This is a genomic window from Mesorhizobium sp. C120A (assembly GCF_030323105.1).
Taxonomy (GTDB): Bacteria; Pseudomonadota; Alphaproteobacteria; order Rhizobiales; family Rhizobiaceae; genus Mesorhizobium.
Window position 1 is genome coordinate 278,149 of sequence record NZ_CP100476.1, and the last position, 17,960, is coordinate 296,108.

The window sequence follows — 17,960 nt, forward strand, 5'->3', positions numbered from 1 at the left end:
CTCAATGTCCTCCCGTCTCTTTGTTCGCCTGGCGGATGTTCCAGACCATGATCGGGATGACCGCGATCATGATGATGATGGCGATGGTGGCGCCGCGGCCGAAATCGCCGCCGCCGCGGAACATCCAATCGAACATCAGATTGGCCAGCACCTGGCTGTTCCATTGGCCGTTGGTCATGGTCAGCACGATGTCAAACACTTTCAGCACCAGGATGGTGATCGTCGTCCAGACCACGGCGATGGTGCCCCAGATCTGCGGCACCATGATCTTCCAGAAGATCTGGAACGGATTGGCGCCGTCGATGACCGCGGCTTCAAGCGTCTCTTCGGGGATGCCGCGCAACGCCGAAGACAGGATGACCATGGCAAAGCCGGTCTGGATCCAGATCAGGATGATCATCAGGAAGAAATTGTTCCAGAACGGCAGCGATATCCAGACCTGCGGCTGGCCGCCGAAATACTGGATGATGGCGTTGAGCAGGCCGATCTGCGTCTGGCCCTCGCCGCGATATTCGTAGATGAATTTCCAGATCACGCTGGCGCCGACGAAGGAGATCGCCAGCGGCAGGAAGATCAGGCTCTTGGCGATTGTGCCCCACCAGATCTTGTCCGTGAGCACGGCGATTATCAACCCTAGAAAGGTGCAGGCGGCGGGCACCACCGCCAGCCAGATGATGTTATTCAGGATCGAGTTGCGGAACTCGCGGTCGCCGAACGCCCATTCATAGTTGGCGAAGCCGACAAAATGCTGGCCGCCGCGGTCGAGGAAGGACAGCCAGAGCGTCGCCACCACCGGATAGATCAGGTAGACGGTGAGGATGATCATCGCCGGGCCGACGAACAGCCACGGACGGACCAGTCCTTGCCGGCGCAGATTGTCGATGGCCGCAGCCCCGGCCACGCCGCGCGACGGGAATATCAGGTCGACCAGCTTGTTGGCGCCCCAGAAATAGGCGACGCAGCCGCCGACGCCGATGATGATGACAAAAATGGCCGATAAGATCTGAGCAGCCATGGGTCCCTCTTCCCTGCGCATGATCGGCCGGGCCTTGAACAGCCCTGGCGATGTGGCTCTGCGCCGATTTAAGTTATTCTGAAACGAACGAACGCAAATCGGTCCGGCGTAAGGCGCCGGTCGGATCCGGGCCATAGCGGCCCGGACCCAGTCTGTGGAGGAAGTCCTGAATTTGCCGCCAAAGCGGCTGATTACTTGGCAGTGGTTACTTGCCAGCTGACTGCTTGCCAGCTGACTACTTGATAGCGTCCCAGCTCTTCTGGATGTCGGTGGCGACATCCTGCGCCGACTTGCCGCCGACCAGATCGATCATGCCGGTCCAGAAGGCGCCGGCGCCGATCTTGCCCGGCATCAGGTCCGAACCGTCGAAGCGGAAGGTCGAGGCATTGGCAAGGATATCGCCCTGCTTCTTCAGCGCGTCGCTGGCATAGGCATCCTTGTTGACCGACTTAAGCGGCGTGACGAAGCCGCCCTGGGCCATCCAGATTTCATGTGCCAGCGGCATTTTCAGGAATTCGATGAACGCGCGTGCACCCTTCGAGTCCTTGGTGATCATGGCCAGCGTGCCGGCGCCGAGCACAGGCGTGCCCAGCTCGGGCTTGGATGCATAGGGCGGGAAGTAGAAGAAGTCGGCGTCCTGTCCAACCTTTGTGCCTTCCGGGAAGAAGGTCGGGATGAACGATGCCTGATGGTGCAGGTAGCATTTCGGCGGCACCGAGAAGAGGCCCTTCGGGCTGTCGCGGAAGTCGGTCGCGGCAACCGCCTTGGCCCCGCCGTCGACCATCTTGTCGTCGGTCGCGATCTTGCCGAAAATGTCGATGGCGTTGACCACCGCCGGATCGTTGAACGGGATCTCGTTCTTTACCCACTTGTCATACACGTCGGGCGCCTGGGTGCGCAGCATGATGTCTTCGACCCAGTCGGTCGCCGGCCAGCCGGTAGCGCCGCCTGAGCCGAGGCCGATGCACCACGGCGTGCCGCCGTCGGCGATGATCTTCTTCTCGAGATCGGCGAGCTCTTCCTGGGTCTTGGGAACCTTGTAGCCGGCTTCCTCGAAATTGTCCGGCGAGTACCAGACCAGCGATTTCACGTCGGCCTTGTAGGGAAAGGCGAAGAAGCCCGGCTTGCCGTCCTTGTCCTTGAAGGTGCCGAGATCGACCCATGACTGGCCGGCGCCGTAATTGTCCTTGATCCATTTGGCGGTGTCGTCGCCCAGCGGCGTCAAAAGGCCCTTGGACGCCAGATCCTGGATCAGGCCCGGCTGCGGCAGTACGGCGATATTGGGCGGGCTGCCGGCCTGGGTATCGATGACGATCTGCTGTTCGTAATTTTCCGACGAGGAGTATTTGATCTCGGCGCCGGTGGCTTCCTGAAAATATTCGAGAACAGTGCGGATGAGGCCTTCGTCCTCGCCGCGCCAGGGCCCGAAGATGGTCAGTGTCTCGCCCTTGAGATCGACCTTCTTCAGTTCTTCGTAATTGGCCCAGTTGAAGCGCTTGTCTTCCCCGGGCTTGAACTTCAGTTCGGCTTGCGCCGGCAGGGACAAGGCGAGCGTGGCAAACGCTGCGCCAAGCAGAAGCATCTTCTTCATCGGTATTCCTCCCAGTGTGGACACATACACCCGGACGGAACCTCCATTCCGCCCGCCGACGCTGCAGGACTGTGACTCGTTCAGAAAGGAACCGCAACCTTTCGAAGAGTCTTCCAAAGCGCTTTGGTCTTTTTGATCTCGCCATTGAATCGGCTGGAAGTCAAGAGGGCGGTGGGCTAATCGATTTAATTGCGGGCCGCAAGACTTGGTAAAGTGCGCTGCAGCGCAGTTTTACGGCGGTGCAGCACCGTATTAAGCTTCAAACTGGCCGGACCAGTGCGTATGGTCGACCAGCTCGGCCGCGCCCATTGTGGCGCCGCGTGGCTTCAAAATTAAAAGCGCTTTGAGGGTTGGAGGCCTCCCAGTGAACCTGAAGCAGCTCTCTCATATGCTGGCCCTGTCGCAGACAACGGTAAGCCGTGCGCTCAACGGCTATCCCGAGGTCAACGAGGAAACCCGCCGGCGTGTGGTGGATGCCGCCAAGCGCCACGGCTACCGGCCCAACCCGAGCGCGCGCCGGCTGGCGACCGGCAAGACCGGCATGATCGGCTATGTCCTGCCGACGGGCGCCTCCGTCGACATCGACCCGCATTTCGTCGAATTCCTCTCCGGCCTCGGCGACTATGCCCGCTCGCACGAGCTCGACCTGGTGCTGTCGCCGGCCGATGCCGACGACCAGGAAACCACCTATCGCCGCATCGTCGCCAACCGCCAGGTCGACGCCGTCTACATCTCCTCGCCGCGCCCGGCCGACCGGCGGGTGGCGCTGGTCAACACGCTCGGCATTCCCTTCATCGTCCATGGCCGCAGCGAGGGTTCCGATTTCGACTACCCTTTCACCGACATTGACAATGAGGGCGGCTTCCACGATGCGGCCCGGCTGCTGGTTCAGCTCGGCCACCGGCGGCTGGCGCTGATCAATGGCGACGACCGCGAGACCTTCGCCATCCACCGCGAGCGCGGCATGCGCAGGGCGCTGGCCGCGAGCGGCCTGACGCTCGGCGAGCGCCATGTCTGTTCACTCACCATGACCGAGGAGAACGGCTACCGCGCCGCCAGGCGCCTGCTCGAACAGAGCGAGCGGCCGACGGCGATCGCCTGCTCCAGCCTGATCATGTCGCTCGGCGTCGTGCGCGCGGTGCGCGACCTTGGCCTGACCATTCCCGGCGACCTGTCGTTGATTGCCCATGACGACGTCTTTCCATGGCTGAAGCCGGAGAATTTTTCCGTGCCGCTGTCGACGACGCGCTCGTCGATCCGCCTCGCCGGCGCCCGCATCGCCAAACGCCTGGCAGCGCGCATTTCCGGCTTGGAAGAAGGGGCGCGGGGCGAGGTCTGGCCTGTCGACCTGGTGGTGAGAGGCTCGGTCGCCGGCGCGCCGGTTTAGGGATTAATCCAATTGCTCCGCTGGGCAAGTTCACCCATGTGGATGTTGCCCGCAGATAGATTGACTTCGTTGGGACAACGGTCTGCCTGGACCTGTCCTTGATTTGGCTTCGAGTGGGTGGCAACCAGTAAGCCAGAGCCATCAACCAGTCCTCAGGGTGCGCCACTTGCCCATATTCCCGTTCTCCGAAACGGATCCAATCCGGCATCCTGGCCCACCGCCGAAAACGTCGGAGGTGGTCATTGTCGGTGGCGGCATCATCGGTGTGACGACGGCGCTTTTCCTGGCACAGCGGAACATCCCGGTGACGCTGCTGGAAAAAGGACGCATTGCGGCCGAACAGTCGTCCCGAAACTGGGGCTGGATTCGAAAGCAGGGACGCGACGCCGACGAGCTGCCCATCGTCATCGAGGCTATTCGCCTGTGGCGGCAACTGGCTGAGGAATGCGGCGAGGACATCGGCCTGACCCAGACAGGTGTGACCTACCTCGCGAACACCGACAAGGACATGGCCGGCTTCGAAGCGTTCATGAAGATCGCTGCGACGCATGCGCTCGACACCCGTCTCCTGGATGCAGACGAAACCGCGGCACTCATCAAAGGCATGTCGCGCAAATTCAAGGGCGCGATGACGACGCCCTCCGACATGCGCGCGGAGCCTTGGCTGGCGGTGCCGGCACTTGCCCGGCTCGCCGCGCGAAAAGGCGTCAAAATCGTCGAGAATTGTGCCGCGCGAACCCTCGAAATCTCAGGCGGCAAGATCAAGGGCGTGTGGACCGAGGCGGGGTATGTCGAGGCCTCCAGCGTGCTGGTCGCGGGCGGCGCCTGGTCATCTCTGTTCTTGCGCAGACACGGCATCTCCATCCCCCAGCTCAGCGTCAGGGTAACCGCAGCCGCAACGGACCCCTTGGCTGAGATCTATGCCGGTGCGGCGGCCGACGAACACATCGCGTTCCGGCGCCGGCAGGATGGCGGCTACACGCTCGCCGCGGGCGGCAGCCATTTGCTTTATTTGGGGCCCGACGCATTCCGGCACGCCACCAAATACCTTCCCGCCCTCAGGGACAATCCGTTCGGGACGCGCTACTTTCCGTTCGCGCCGTCAGGCTACCCTGATGCGTGGTCGACGCCGCGCGATTGGGCACCGGATTCCGTCAGTCCTTTCGAAAAAATGCGGGTGCTGAACCCGCCCCCTGAACGAGCCGGTCTACGTTCGATAGAACGCAATTTCGGACGTCTTTTTCCACAGCTCGAGACGGTTCGCCTGAAGGCAGGCTGGGGCGGCATGATCGACGCCATGCCCGACGTCGTCCCCATCGTGGATCATGTGGCGGCCGTCGGTGGTCTTTTCGTCGCGACGGGAATGAGCGGTCACGGCTTCGGCATCGGGCCTGGGATAGGCCGCGTCGTTTCCGACATGATCCAGGGAAACCAGACCGGGCACGACCTCAGCCGCTTCCGGCTGTCGCGCTTCCATGATGGCAGCCCTGTCCGGCTGGGTCCGGCGCTCTGAATTGGTGGCGCGAAATTCGCCCGGTTTACTTGTTCGCCGCCGCCTTCGTATCCAGCAGCCCATAACCGAAATCATTGTCCCGTCCCTTCGGACCGAGATCCCTGGCGGTGGCGGCCAGCGCCTTTTCGATATCGTCGGCCGAGCGCTCGGGTGAGGCGTGGATCAGGTTGGCGATTGCGCCGGACACGATCGCGGCGGCAAATGAGGTGCCGGTGACGACGTCAGAGCCGGCGCCGCTCGGCGCCACCATCTCGACGCCGGGCGCCGAGATGAAGACATAAGCGCCGCGATTGGCCTGCTGCATCAGCCCGTCCTTGGCGTCGGTGGCGGTGACCGCGATCACGCCGTCATAGGCGGCGGGGTAGCCATAGGGCGCTTTCGGCCCGTTGTTGCCGGCAGCAGCGACCAGGATGATGCCGAGCCCGCGCGCATTGCGGCAGGCGGTGGCGAGCAGATCGTTCTTGGGGCCGACGAAACTCATATTGATGATGCTGACATTCTGGTCCGCCGCCCAGTCGAGCGCCGACAAGATGACATCCATGGTCGACCTGCCGTCCTCGAAGGCGCGGGCGTGATAGATCCTGGCGCCGGGCGCCATGCCTTCGAGCGCGCCGACGCCGGCGATCAGCCCGTCGACCGAGGTACCGTGGTCACGCTTTTCGACCGGCACGTTGGGCATGGCGTCGAACTGATCAGCAATGACGCCGGAAAGCGCCGGATTGGTGTCGTCTATGCCGGTGTCGATGACGGCGATGCGCACGTTTTCGCCACTGGCTTGCTTGTTGTCGAGCTGAATGCGCTCGAAGGCATAGTTGACGATGCCGGCCGCCTGCTGCAGCGAATAGATATGGTTTGGCTCGCGCCGCAGGGTGCGGCCATCGGCGGCCAGCTGCGCCAGCACGGCGCCGACCGGGCGGCCGTCGGGAATGCCGAAGCGCACCAGCGTGGTGCCGAGCAGCCGCGACTGGCGCTGCGAGCGCACTTCAAGGCCGAAGGAGGCGGCGATCTGCTGGACGGCGCCGGCATCGCCGTCGACGGTCACCAGCACCTCGTCGGGCACGAACTCGCCGGCGATGGCACGGCGCGGCGCGGTCGCGACAAGATCGGTCGGCGAAACGATCGCCCCGCCGGCGGGTGGCCCGGCCTGCGTGTCGGCAGGCGGCGCTGACGGCCGCGGCGTCGGCACGGGCGCTACGGGAGCCGGTGGGTTGGGAAACAGGTCGACGATCAGGGCCGGAAGGGTAACTGCGCCTGGTTCGCCGCCGACGTTGGCCTCATTGCCGTCTTTCGGGCAGTCGGCAGCCGCCGCTCCGGCCGCGTCGGTGCAGTCGGCCCGGCCGGCATTGGGATCATTGGTCTGCGCCGACGCCGGCACGGCGACGATTGTCGTCGCCGCCACCAGGATCGCCGCAAATCGAATGACCGCCCTAGCTGCCATCAACCGGTTTCCTTCCCTCGATCACAGTCTCCGCGAACGGCTGGGCGGCAATAAGGCCGACGAGCCTGGTGTAGTCTGCTCCGGTCTTGACCGGGATGGCAATGCGGAAGACGCCCGAGGCGGCCGGCCCGCCGGCGATCTTCAGCGCGTTCTGGTCGAGGAAGACAGCGATGTCGGACATCTTCGCATCCGGCTTGAACTTGACCAGCGCGAACGGCAGTTTCGCCAGATCATCCTCGGCGCCGGCAACCTCGAAATCATGGCTCTTGCCGCCGGTCTGCACGTAGGACTGCACCACGACCAACGCCAGCAGCACCGCCGCTGCCGCCCAGGCGACACCGACCGGCACCGCCATGAAACGGCCGAGTGCCTGCGCCAGCCAGGAACGGCCCGCGGGAGCGCGGACCGGTCCGGCTTCGGCGTCGAGCGCCCTGGCAAAGCGGCTGAGCGCATCGGCCGGTGGCCGGATCGCCTCGTTGGCGGCGGTGGCGCCGGAGAATTCCGCCTCAGCCTCGCCAAGCGCCGCCGTCGCCGCCGGATCGGACGCCAGCCATTCCTCGACGGCTTCGAGGTCCGAGCCTTCCAGCGAGCCGTTCAGGTAGAACGGCAGCAGCGTTTCCATTTCGTCACGGCGCGACATTTTTTCAGCGGCGCTCATGTCTTCAGGATTGCTCATGGCCACCCCCTGTCGTAACCGGCGGCCTTGAGGGCTTCGCCGAGTTTCTTGCGGGCGTAGAACATTCGGGTCTTGACGGTGGCGACCGGGATGCCGAGCACCTCGCCAATCTCCGTCACCGACTGTCCATGGTAATAGGCAAGGTCGATCACCGAGCGGTGTTCCTCCGGCAAGGCATCGACGAAGCGCCGCAAAGCGGCGCCCTTGTCTTCCTTCATGGTGGCGACTTCCGGCGTGTCGGCGCCGTCGGGAACCTGCGCCGCATCGTCGTCATCGATCCAGTCTTCTTTTTTCTTGCGAAGCATCGACAGCGCCTTGAACCGGGCGATGCCGAGCAGCCATGTCGAGACTTCCGAGCGCCCTTCGAAACCGGGCGCCTGGCGCCACAGCTCGAGAAAGACCTCGTTTGCGATATCGTCGGCCATCATTTCCGATCCCGTCTGGCGCACCACGAAGCGGTAGACCCGCGCGTGGTGACGCATGAACAGCAGCCGAACAGCGGCACGGTCGCCCTTCGCGACCCGGTCGACAAGCGCGCGATCAGTCTCGGTCGCTGCCGTCATGGCCGGTCGAGCCGCCTGGCTCCTGTCTGCTCTGTCGCCGATAGGTTCAAAAAGGTTCATCCTTCCGCCAAGGAATTTTGGCGAAGCTAACCGAAGAAGGTGAGTGTTGCCAGAGTGTCTCCCTTCTCCCCGTCACTATACGGGGAGAAGGTGGCGGTGTCCGAACCGGATAGATAGGTAACAGAATGGACCGATAGCATGGGTGACAGTTTTCTTGTCCGCCGGAGGACCGGCGATGGTTTGGCGAGAGACTGGCATCATGGACGAGCGGCTACGGTTTGTTGTGGAGTGTCTTTCTGGGGATGAGACGATGGTTGCGCTTTGTGCGGCCTACGGGATCTCACGCAAGAACGGCTACAAATGGCTAGGACGCTATCGGACGTTTGGGCCTGAGGGTTTGCACGACCTGCCGCGAGCCCCGCTCAATCATGGCCGTGCGACAGCTCAGGATCTGGTTGAGCGGATTGTGGCGGCCAAGGAGCTGCATCCGCTCTGGGGTCCAAAGAAGATCGTGGCACGGCTCAGGCGCACGGCTCCCGAGTTCATGTGGCCTTCAGCCTCGACGGTCGGCGCGATCCTTGCGCGGCATGGGCTTGTCCGCGCCCGCAAGCGACCCCGCCTGCGGGCCTGCGGCAATGGACCCTGGCCACAGCCGCAAGAACCGAACGCGGTGTGGACTGGCGATCACAAGGGCTGGTTCCGGACCCGCGACGGCTGGCGTTGCGAACCCTTGACGGTGATGGATGCGTCGAGCCGCTATCTTCTGGCGCTCGAAGCGACGGGGTCGACGGCCGATAGCGAAGCCTGGCCGGTGTTCGAACGGCTGTTTGAAGAGCATGGCCTGCCGGATCGCTTCAGAAGCGACAATGGCCCGCCCTTCGCATCGGCCGGCGTCACCGGGCTGACGCCGCTTGTCGTGCGCTTCATCAAGCTCGGCATCACCCTGGAGCGGATCGCACCCGGCAGGCCACAGCAGAACGGACGTCACGAGCGCTTTCACCTGACCATGCTGCCGATGGCCGAGGCACCGGAAGCCGACCGAACGGCACAGGGCCAGGCCTTCGAGACCTTCCGCCACAGCTACAATGAGGAACGTCCCCATGAGGCGCTGGGCATGGATACGCCCGCCCAGCACTACCGGTCCTCACAGCGCGCCATGCCCAGGACACCACCCGAGCCCGTCTATCCGGCCGAGGCCTCGGTCCGCCGCGTGCGCCACAATGGCGAGATCCGATGGAATGGCGGCTTCATATATGTCTCGCAAGCGCTGGCGGGCGAACCGGTCGCTGCGTTGGAGACCGAAGACGGACAATGGACACTCTCATTCCATGCCCACCCGCTCGGCATCATCGACACACGGCACATGAAGCTTGTCCGCCGCAGCGCCGCGCCAACCAATCCGCTTGGCGCTGCGGCGGACGCATAGGGGGAGAGAAGTGTCACCTATGTATCCGGTTCAAAGTGTTACCCATCTATCGGCTGGACAGCGGCAGCCGGATGAGGGGCGGCACCGGCGTTGGGGTATTTATGTTTGATGTTGCGCTGCCCCTCACCCTTACCCTCTCCCCGTATAGTGACGGGGAGAGGGGGTAGCGAACGGCGGCTCAGCGACGACCTCCGTCACCCCAAAAACGGCTTAGCCTTCATGGTCTCCGGCACCGGCACACCCAGCCGCTTCAGCACCGTCGGCGCCAGTTGCAGCTGATCAAGCAGCGTGTCCGGATCCGGCCCTTTGCCGGCTCCGAAATAATACAGCGCGAAATCCTGCATTTCATCGTCGCGGCCGCCATGATGGCCGCGGTCTGTCTGGCCGTGGTCGGCGGTTACGATCACCTCGTAACCGGCTTGCCGCCAGCCCGGCAGGAAGGCTGCCAGCATGCCGTCCATCGCATAGCAGGCATGGTCCATTTCGTGGCAGTCATGGCCGAAGCGATGGCCCATCGAATCGAGCGTGCAGGTGTGCAGGATCCCGTAGTCGATATCATGGCGCCGGGTCAGCATGGTCAGCGTCGCAAACAAATCGACATCGCTCGGCGTCATCTGGTTGCGGGCATTATAGCCGGTCATGGTGTGGAAGCGGCCATGCGCGATCGGTCCGTTGGGCTCGTCATACTCCATGTCCTCGACCAGATCGAACGGATAGGAACGAAAGAATTCCGACCAGTAGGAATGCGTCACCGCGCCGGTCTTGCCGCCGGCCTTGCTGACCTCGGAGAAAATATCCGGCTTGTTGACGAGAAAACGGTTCTCGTTGGATAGGATGCCGTGCTCCTGCGGCGAAACGCCGGTGTGGATCGAGGCATAGCAGCAGGCCGAGGTCGACGGCAGCACCGAGCGCATCTTCCACACCTGCGCCTCGCCCGATTGCACCCAGCCTTCGAGATTGCCCATCAGCCGGCGCCAGTTCCGGTAGGGCACGCCATCGAAAATGATGAGCAGCAGTTTGGTCTTGAGCGCCATGGGCGGCTCCGGAAAGCTTTTGCCGTTGAAGGAAGTTTTCGCGACAAAGGCCGCGAATTCCCTACTAATTCCCCGCGCTCGCCATGCGCCGTCCCTTGATCGCCTTTTCCAGCCAGCCGATCTCCATCTCGGGAACGGACGACAGCAGCAGGTCGGTATAGGCGTCGAAGGGCGGCGTCAGCACCTTGCTCTTGGCGCCGTAGCGCACCACCTCGCCGCGGTACATCACCGCGATCGAATCGGCGATCGACTTCACCGTCGCCAGATCGTGGGTGATGAAGAGGTAGGCGACCTTCTCGTGCTGCTGCAGGTTGAGCAGCAGCTTGAGAATGCCGTTGGCCACCAGCGGGTCGAGCGCCGATGTCACCTCGTCGCAGATGATCAGCTTGGGCTTGGCAGCGAGCGAGCGGGCGATACAGACGCGCTGTTTCTGGCCGCCGGAGAGTTCGGCCGGATAACGATCGAGAAAGCCCTTGCCCATCTCGATCTCGTCGAGCAGTTCGGCGACGCGCTTGTCGCGCTCGCGACCGCGTATGCCGAAGTAGAATTCCAGCGGCCGGCCGATGATGGTGCCGACGGTCTGGCGCGGGTTCATCGCCACGTCGGCCATCTGGTAGATCATCTGCAATTGCCGCAGATCCTCCTTCGGCCGGTCGGCAAGCCTGTTGGCGAGCGGCCTGCCGTCGAAGGTGACGGTGCCTTCTTCCGGCGGCAACAGCCCGGTGATGGCGCGCGCCAGCGTCGACTTGCCGGAGCCGGATTCACCGACGACAGCCAGCGTCTGTCCCGGAAAGATGTCGACCGAGACGTTCTTCAGCACCTTGACGTGGCTGCCGCCGTAAGCGGCGGTGACGTTCTTGACCGACAGGAACGGCGCGGCGCCGGGCTTCTGCTCGGCATGCTCGATCTCATGCACCGAGACCAGCGCATTGGTGTATTCCTGGCGCGGCTCCTTGATGATCTGGCGAGTGCCGCCCCATTCGACCAGCCTGCCATGGCGCAGCACCATGATCTCGTCCGAGACCTGGGCGACGACGGCAAGATCGTGGGTAATGTAGAGCGCCGCGACATGGGTGTCGCGGATGGCGTCCTTGATCGCCGCCAGCACGTCGATCTGCGTCGTCACGTCGAGCGCCGTGGTCGGCTCGTCGAAGACGATCAGGTCGGGTTCCGAACACAGCGCCATAGCCGTCATCACCCGCTGCAACTGACCGCCGGAGACCTGGTGCGGGAACCGTTCGCCGATGATTTCGGGGTTTGGCAGGCTGAGCTTCTTGAACAACGCCACGGCACGTTTCTCGGCCTCGGCGCGTGTCGCCGTGCCGTGCAGCAGCGTTGCTTCCACCACCTGGTCCATCAGCTTGTGCGCCGGATTGAAGGCCGCGGCCGCCGACTGCGCGACATAGCAGACCTCGCGGCCGCGCAATTTGCGGAAACCTTCCTTGCCGCCCTTGAGGATATCGCGGCCGTTGAGCAGCACCTCTCCGCCGGTGATGCGCACGCCGCCACGGCCATAGCCCATCGACGACAGGCCGATGGTCGACTTGCCGGCGCCGGACTCGCCGATCAGGCCGAGCACCTTGCCCTTTTCCAGCGTCAGCGAGACATCGTGGACCAAAACGATGTTCTTCGGCGCCTCGCCGGGCGGAAACACTGTCGCTTCGATGCGCAGATTGCGGATATCGAGCAGCAGGCCGGGCTTTGCTTTTGTGTCAGCCATCACCCGCGTCCTCCCTTCAGGCTTGTCGTGCGGTTGAGCACCCAGTCGGCGACCAGATTGACCGAAATCGCCAGTGCCGCGATCGCCGCGGCGGGAATGAGTGCCGCCCCGATACCGAAGACGATGCCGTCCTTGTTCTCCTTGACCATGCCGCCCCAGTCGGCATCCGGCGGTTGCACGCCAAGCCCGAGAAAGGAGAGCGTCGACAAGAACAGCACCGCGTAGATGAAGCGCAGGCCAAGTTCCGAGACCAGCGGCGAAAGCGCGTTGGGCAGGATCTCGCGGAAGATGATCCAGCCGCTGCCTTCGCCCCGCAGCTTGGCGGCCTCGACATAGTCCATGACGTTGATGTCGACGGCCACCGCGCGCGACAGCCGGTAGACGCGGGTCGAGTCGAGGACGCCCATCACCAGGATCAGCGTCACCAGATTGGTCGGCAGCACCGAAAGCACGACGAGCGCCATGATCAGGGTCGGGATCGACATCAGCAGATCGACAAGGCGCGACAGAAGCGTGTCGAACCAGCCGCCGAACACCGCCGCCGAAAAGCCGAGGATGGCGCCGAGCGAGAATGACAGCGCGGTGGCCAGCACCGCGATGAACAGCGTGATGCGAGCGCCGTAGATCATGCGCGACAGAAGATCGCGACCGAGATTGTCGGTGCCCAGCAAATGTGCCGCCGTCATCGGTTCCCAGACATCGCCGACGATTTCGGCATTGCCGTACGGTGCGATCAACGGTGCGAAAACTGCCGCCAACACGAACATAGCCGTCAGCACGATGCCGATCAGCGCGGGGATGGGGATGCGTTTGATGTCGAGCATGCCCGCCGCCTATTTCGGATGTCTGAGGCGCGGATTGGCGACGATCGCCCCGATGTCCGCAATGATGTTCAGGCTGATATAAACGGCGGCGAAGACCAGGCCGACCGCCTGCACCACCGGCACGTCGCGCTTGGTGACGTGGTCGACCAGATATTGTCCCATGCCGGGATAGACGAAGATCACCTCGACCACGACGACGCCGACGATGAGGTAGGCGAGGTTGAGCATGACGACGTTGATGATCGGCGCTATGGCATTGGGGAAAGCATGCTTGCGGATGACGTTGAAGGCCGACAGGCCTTTCAGTTCTGCCGTCTCGACATAGGCCGACTGCATGACGTTGAGGATGGCCGCGCGGGTCATACGCATCATATGCGCCAGCACAACCAGCGTCAGCGCGGTGGCTGGCAACGCGATCGCCTGCATGCGCTCACCGAACGGCATGCCGTCATAGACCGTGGAAATGGCCGGGAACCATTGATACTTCACGGCAAAGAAATAGACGAGCACATAGCCGATGAAGAATTCCGGGAAAGATGTCGAGGCGAGCGCCAGGCCGGAGATCAGCTTGTCGACCCAGCCATTGCGGTAACGCACGGCGATCAGGCCGAGGATGATGGCCAGCGGCACGGCCACGATCGCAGCCCAGAAGGCGAGGAACAGCGTGTTCCACAGCCGCCCCTTGATCGACGTGGCAATATCCTGGCCGCTCGACATCGCCGTGCCAAGATCGCCGGTGAGCACACCGCCTAGCCAATGGAAATACCTGATGTAAGCCGGCTGATTCAGGCCGAGCTGCTCGCGCAGATTGGCGAGCGATTCCGGCGTCGCCGACTGTCCGAGAATGGCTTGCGCGACGTCGCCGGGCAGGATCTGGGTGCCGGCGAAGATCAGGACCGAAACGGCCAGCAAGAGGACGATGCCCAGCGCAACGCGCTGGGCCACAAGTTTCACGACGGGTGAGGACATATCCGCAAAGCCGGGCTCAGGCTTCGAGCCAGCACTTCGCCAGCGCGTAGCCGTTCATCAGCTCCTGATGCGGATCGTCTACCCAGCCGCCGACCTTGGCGCCTGTCGCATCGATGAACTGATTGAACATCGGCAGGATCAGGCCGCCCTCGTCGCGCACCAGCACGGCCATGTCGTGGTACATCTGCTTGCGCTTGGTCTCGTCGAGTTCGGCGCGTGCGGCCAGCACCAGCTTGTCGAAGTCCGGACGCTTGAAACGGGTGTCGTTCCAGTCGGCGGTCGACAGATAGGCGGTCGAGTACATCTGGTCCTGGGTCGAGCGGCCGCCCCAATAGGAGGCGCAGAAGGGCTGCTTGTTCCAGACCTCGTTCCAGTAGCCGTCGCCGGGCTCGCGCTTGAGCTCGATCTTGATGCCGGCCTTGGCCGCGCTCTGCTGGAAGAGCTGCGAGGCGTCGACCGCGCCCGGGAAGGCGACGTCGGAGGTGCGCAGCAGCACGGTGCCGTCATGGCCCGACTTCTTGTAGTGGAACTTGGCCTTGTCGGGATCATATTTGCGCTGCTCGATCTCGGAAAACAGCGGATAGGACGAATTGATCGGGAAGTCGTTGCCGAGCGAGCCGTAGCCGCGCAGCACCTTGTTCAGCATCTCTTCGCGGTCGATCGCGAGCTTCAGCGCCATGCGCAGGTCGCTGTTGTCGAAGGGCGCGGTGTTGCAATGCATGATGAAGACGTAGTGGCCGGGGCCGGCATGGTTGCGGATGGTGACGCCCGGTACGCGCTTGATGAGGTCGACGATCTTCGGCTCGACGCGGTTGATCATGTTAACCTGGCCGCCCTGCAGGGCCGCCGTGCGCGCGGTCGCGTCGTTGATGACGATGATCTCGATCTGGTCGGCATGGCCCATCTTGTCGGCCTGCCAGTAATTGGCGAAGCGCTCGCCGCCATGGCGCACGCCGGGCTCGTTGGTAGTGACCTTGTAGGGTCCTGCCGAGATGCCGGCATCCGCCTTGTCCTTGCCGCCGTTGGGCTGGACGATGAGGTGGTAGTCGCTGAGGAGATAGGGAAGGTCGGCGTTGGCCTCCTTCAGCGTCAGGACGACTTCCTTGCCACTGGCCTTGATGCTGTCGATGCCCTTCATGTAGCCCAGCGCGCCGGACTTCGACTTTTCATCAGAATGGCGCTCGAGCGTTGCCGCCACATCCTCAGCGGTCACCGTCTTGCCGTTGTGGAATTCGACGCCGTCGCGGATTTTCAGCGTCCACACCTTGGCGTCGTCCGACGAGCCGATCTCTTCGGCGATGCGGTTCTCGAGCTTGCCTTCCGGAGACAGCTCGACGATCAGTTCGCCCCACATCTTGCCAAAAGCGAACGGCACTTGCGTCATGAACAAAGCCGGGTCCAGGCTGTTCGTGGATTCGCCGCCGACGAGGCCGGCCTTCAGCGTGCCGCCCTTGACCGGGCCTTCCGCGCGAGCCGCACTGGAAAGCAGCATATTGGCGAAGGGCGCTGTGGCGCCGAGTGCTGCGGCGCGGCCGAGGAAATCACGACGGCTCAGCTTGCCGGACGCAACGCGCCGGCTCAGATATTCGAGTTCGTTGGACATTTGAGTTCCTCACTCTGTTGGTTCGACCTTATGGTCGTTTTTTGCTTGTTGTTACCAAAGGGATATTGACCGGAAGGCAAAGCGGTAAGCAAGACGGAATGCGACATGCCGTGGCGTAAATCGTGCGTCGCAACTGGACCAGTCGCGTGGACGCTCAGAGCAGGTCGCGCGGGATCGTCTCTTCGAAATCGCGTTCGAAAACCAGCGTTTCGCCCTCATAGGCTTCGATTCTGGCGCTGACGATGAAGTTTTGCGCATCGCAGCGCATTTCAGCCGACGTCTCGGTGCGCACCGACCATCCGTTTCGCGACAAGGTCTGCGTCCAGTGCGTGCGGCCCGAGGCAGACAGCGGCTCGTCGGGGTGGATCGTCCAGCTCTCGCGGGCAATGCTGCCATTGGCCAGTCCATGCGCGAGATCGCGCACTTCTCCGAAATCATCCGTGATCGACAGCGTGACGATGCCGGTCTTCTCATCCCGATCGACGTGACGCTCGGAATTCGCTGCACGAACTGTCGCGGTTGCCCAGGGTGTTGCGCCTTCGGGAGACTGGAACGAGGTCTCGTCGGCTTTTGCGAGCGGGCGCAGCGGCAGCCTCAGCGTCGCCGCTGAAAGGTCTAGCCGCACCGGCTCCGGCGACGGCCAGATCATCGGCCAGTAAGCGTTGGAAACAGCGATGCGCAGGCGGTGTCCGGCCGGCACGCGGTAGGCGCACTGGTCGAGAATAACGCGCGCCGAAACCGTTTCGCCCGGCACCAGCGCTTGCGGCTGTTCGTGCGAAGCACGATGCGTCAGGTTGAGCACGCCGTAGGAGATAAGTTCCGAGGCGCCGTCGGGGTGCACGTCGCACAGCCGCACCGCGATGTTCGCCTGCGGGCGATCGGACGACACCCGGATGAGAAGCTCCGGCGCGCCGACGATGTCGAGTGCCTCGGCAAGCACAGGCTGATCGAAGCAGACGGACAGCGCATCGTCCGGGCGCTGGTCGCCGGGCAGTTCCGGGCCAAAGGTGAAGGGAAAATATTCGCCGCCGGCGAGCCCGCAGCTTTGCGGGGTCGCCACGATCGCCGGCCTGACTCCGTCAGCAATGAGTTCGATCGCCCCGACCTTGATGTTGGGAGACGGCCATTCCTGTTCGGCCACCCAACGGCCCGGCCGCTCCGGGTGCCAGCGCGCCGGCCGCACACTGTCCATGACATAGGCGCGGTAGTCCGGGTCGGCCTCGACGCCGGTGTCGACGCCCTTCAACCAGTTGTCCCACCAGCGCAACGCCTCCTGCAGGAAGCCGATGGCGGGTTTGGGTTCGGCATAATGCGGGTATTTGTGGATCCATGGCCCGACAATGCCCTTCACCGGCGCCTGGATGTTGGTGACCAGATGCGAGATCGTGTTGCGATAACCGTCATGCCAGCCGCCGATCGACAGCACGGCGGCTTTGACGGCGGAGAAATCCTCGCAGATCGAACCGCGTTTCCAGTAGGCGTCACGATGCTGGTGGCTGAGCCAGAGCGGCAGCAGAAAAGACTGGTTCTCCAGCCGCGTCAGCCAGAGGTCGCGCCATCTGTTGTCGCCGGCGATCAGCGGATCCGGCGGACGCGATGAGTAGGAGAGCATGGTCGAGGCCCAGCCGAAATTCTCGGTCAAAAGGCAGCCGCCCTTGTAGTGGATGTCGTCGGCGTAGCGGTCGACGGTCGAGCACAGGCTGATCACCGCTTTCAGCGCCGGCGGCTGCTTGGCCGCCACCTGCAGGCAGTTGAAGCCGCCCCAGGAAATGCCCATCATGCCGACGCTGCCATTGCACCAGGGCTGGCTGGCCGCCCAGGCGATCACATCACAGGCGTCCTGCAATTCCTGCTCGGAATATTCGTCGTCCATCAGCCCTTCGGAATCGCCATTGCCGCGCATGTCGACGCGGATCGAGGCGTAGCCGTGGCCGGCGAAATAGGGATGCGTCAGCTGATCGCGAAAGATGGTGCCGTCGCGCTTGCGGTAGGGCAGGTGCTCGAGGATCGCCGGCACCGGATCGCTGCTGGCGTCCTCCGGCATCCAAACCCGCGCCGACAGCCGGCAACCATCCGGCATGACGATGCCCATATCGGGGAATTCGACGACCTTGCGGGGAAATTCGGTGATGGTTTTCATGCGATGCTCCAGGATGTCAGTGACGCATGAAGCGGGCATGTCATGAAGTCAAACGGGCGAC

14 protein-coding genes are annotated in these 17,960 nt (G+C 63.4%); 3 read left to right on the plus strand and 11 right to left on the minus strand.

The features are described 5' to 3' along the window. Position 1: 1 nt before the first annotated feature. Entirely contained in the window at positions 2-1,015 is a 1,014-nt protein-coding gene (locus NL532_RS01320; protein WP_023668891.1) for a carbohydrate ABC transporter permease, read from the minus strand. A 235-nt stretch (positions 1,016-1,250) separates the two neighbouring features. Further along, positions 1,251-2,606: an ABC transporter substrate-binding protein gene (locus NL532_RS01325; protein WP_023668892.1), complete on the minus strand. Its 1,356-nt coding sequence runs from the start codon at positions 2,604-2,606 to the stop codon at positions 1,251-1,253. A gap of 364 nt (positions 2,607-2,970) precedes the next feature. Here NL532_RS01325 and NL532_RS01330 point away from each other — a divergent pair, with 364 nt between their 5' ends. Both NL532_RS01330 and NL532_RS01335 read left to right on the plus strand, forming a co-directional pair. Then, positions 2,971-3,993 (plus strand): substrate-binding domain-containing protein, encoded by a 1,023-nt coding sequence (locus tag NL532_RS01330; RefSeq protein WP_023668893.1) that lies wholly within the window; start codon positions 2,971-2,973, stop codon positions 3,991-3,993. Positions 3,994-4,159: 166 nt separating this feature from the next. Next, a complete protein-coding gene (locus tag NL532_RS01335; protein ID WP_023828624.1) occupies positions 4,160-5,506 on the plus strand; it encodes an NAD(P)/FAD-dependent oxidoreductase in 1,347 nt (448 codons plus the stop codon). 25 nt (positions 5,507-5,531) lie between these two features. On the opposite strand, the gene NL532_RS01340 is transcribed toward NL532_RS01335, so the two are convergent. Genes NL532_RS01340 through NL532_RS01350 form a run of 3 tightly spaced genes read right to left on the minus strand, consistent with a single transcriptional unit; the run spans position 5,532 to position 8,183 of the window. After that, on the minus strand, positions 5,532-6,944 hold the full coding sequence (locus NL532_RS01340) for a S8 family serine peptidase (RefSeq protein ID WP_023711314.1): 1,413 nt from the start codon (positions 6,942-6,944) through the stop codon (positions 5,532-5,534). Next, on the minus strand, positions 6,934-7,602 hold the full coding sequence (locus tag NL532_RS01345) for a hypothetical protein (RefSeq protein WP_023755564.1): 669 nt from the start codon (positions 7,600-7,602) through the stop codon (positions 6,934-6,936). The genes NL532_RS01340 and NL532_RS01345 overlap by 11 nt, the downstream gene beginning before the upstream one ends. Positions 7,603-7,616: 14 nt before the next feature. After that, entirely contained in the window at positions 7,617-8,183 is a 567-nt protein-coding gene (locus tag NL532_RS01350; RefSeq protein WP_023683483.1) for a sigma-70 family RNA polymerase sigma factor, read from the minus strand. Positions 8,184-8,418: 235 nt separating this feature from the next. Here NL532_RS01350 and NL532_RS01355 point away from each other — a divergent pair, with 235 nt between their 5' ends. Further along, positions 8,419-9,609 carry an integrase core domain-containing protein gene (locus NL532_RS01355; RefSeq protein WP_023826017.1) on the plus strand — a complete coding sequence of 397 codons (1,191 nt, stop codon included), beginning with the start codon at positions 8,419-8,421 and terminating at the stop codon, positions 9,607-9,609. Positions 9,610-9,803: 194 nt separating this feature from the next. On the opposite strand, the gene NL532_RS01360 is transcribed toward NL532_RS01355, so the two are convergent. The 6 genes from NL532_RS01360 to NL532_RS01385 form a co-directional block, all read right to left on the minus strand. Continuing rightward, positions 9,804-10,643 (minus strand): alkaline phosphatase family protein, encoded by an 840-nt coding sequence (locus NL532_RS01360; protein WP_023755806.1) that lies wholly within the window; start codon positions 10,641-10,643, stop codon positions 9,804-9,806. Positions 10,644-10,707: 64 nt separating this feature from the next. After that, entirely contained in the window at positions 10,708-12,363 is a 1,656-nt protein-coding gene (locus NL532_RS01365; RefSeq protein WP_023694741.1) for an ABC transporter ATP-binding protein, read from the minus strand. Further along, complete coding sequence (locus NL532_RS01370; protein ID WP_023671389.1) at positions 12,363-13,187, minus strand: ABC transporter permease; 825 nt, start codon at positions 13,185-13,187, stop codon at positions 12,363-12,365. Before NL532_RS01370 ends, NL532_RS01365 begins: the two co-directional genes overlap by 1 nt. Before the next feature lie 9 nt (positions 13,188-13,196). Then, positions 13,197-14,156: an ABC transporter permease gene (locus NL532_RS01375; RefSeq protein ID WP_023671388.1), complete on the minus strand. Its 960-nt coding sequence runs from the start codon at positions 14,154-14,156 to the stop codon at positions 13,197-13,199. A gap of 16 nt (positions 14,157-14,172) precedes the next feature. Next, the gene (locus NL532_RS01380; protein ID WP_023755805.1) at positions 14,173-15,759 is read right to left on the minus strand and encodes an ABC transporter substrate-binding protein; all 1,587 of its coding nucleotides are present in this window, start codon (positions 15,757-15,759) and stop codon (positions 14,173-14,175) included. A gap of 154 nt (positions 15,760-15,913) precedes the next feature. Next, positions 15,914-17,899 (minus strand): CocE/NonD family hydrolase, encoded by a 1,986-nt coding sequence (locus NL532_RS01385; RefSeq protein WP_023755804.1) that lies wholly within the window; start codon positions 17,897-17,899, stop codon positions 15,914-15,916. Between the last annotated feature and the right edge of the window lie 61 nt (positions 17,900-17,960).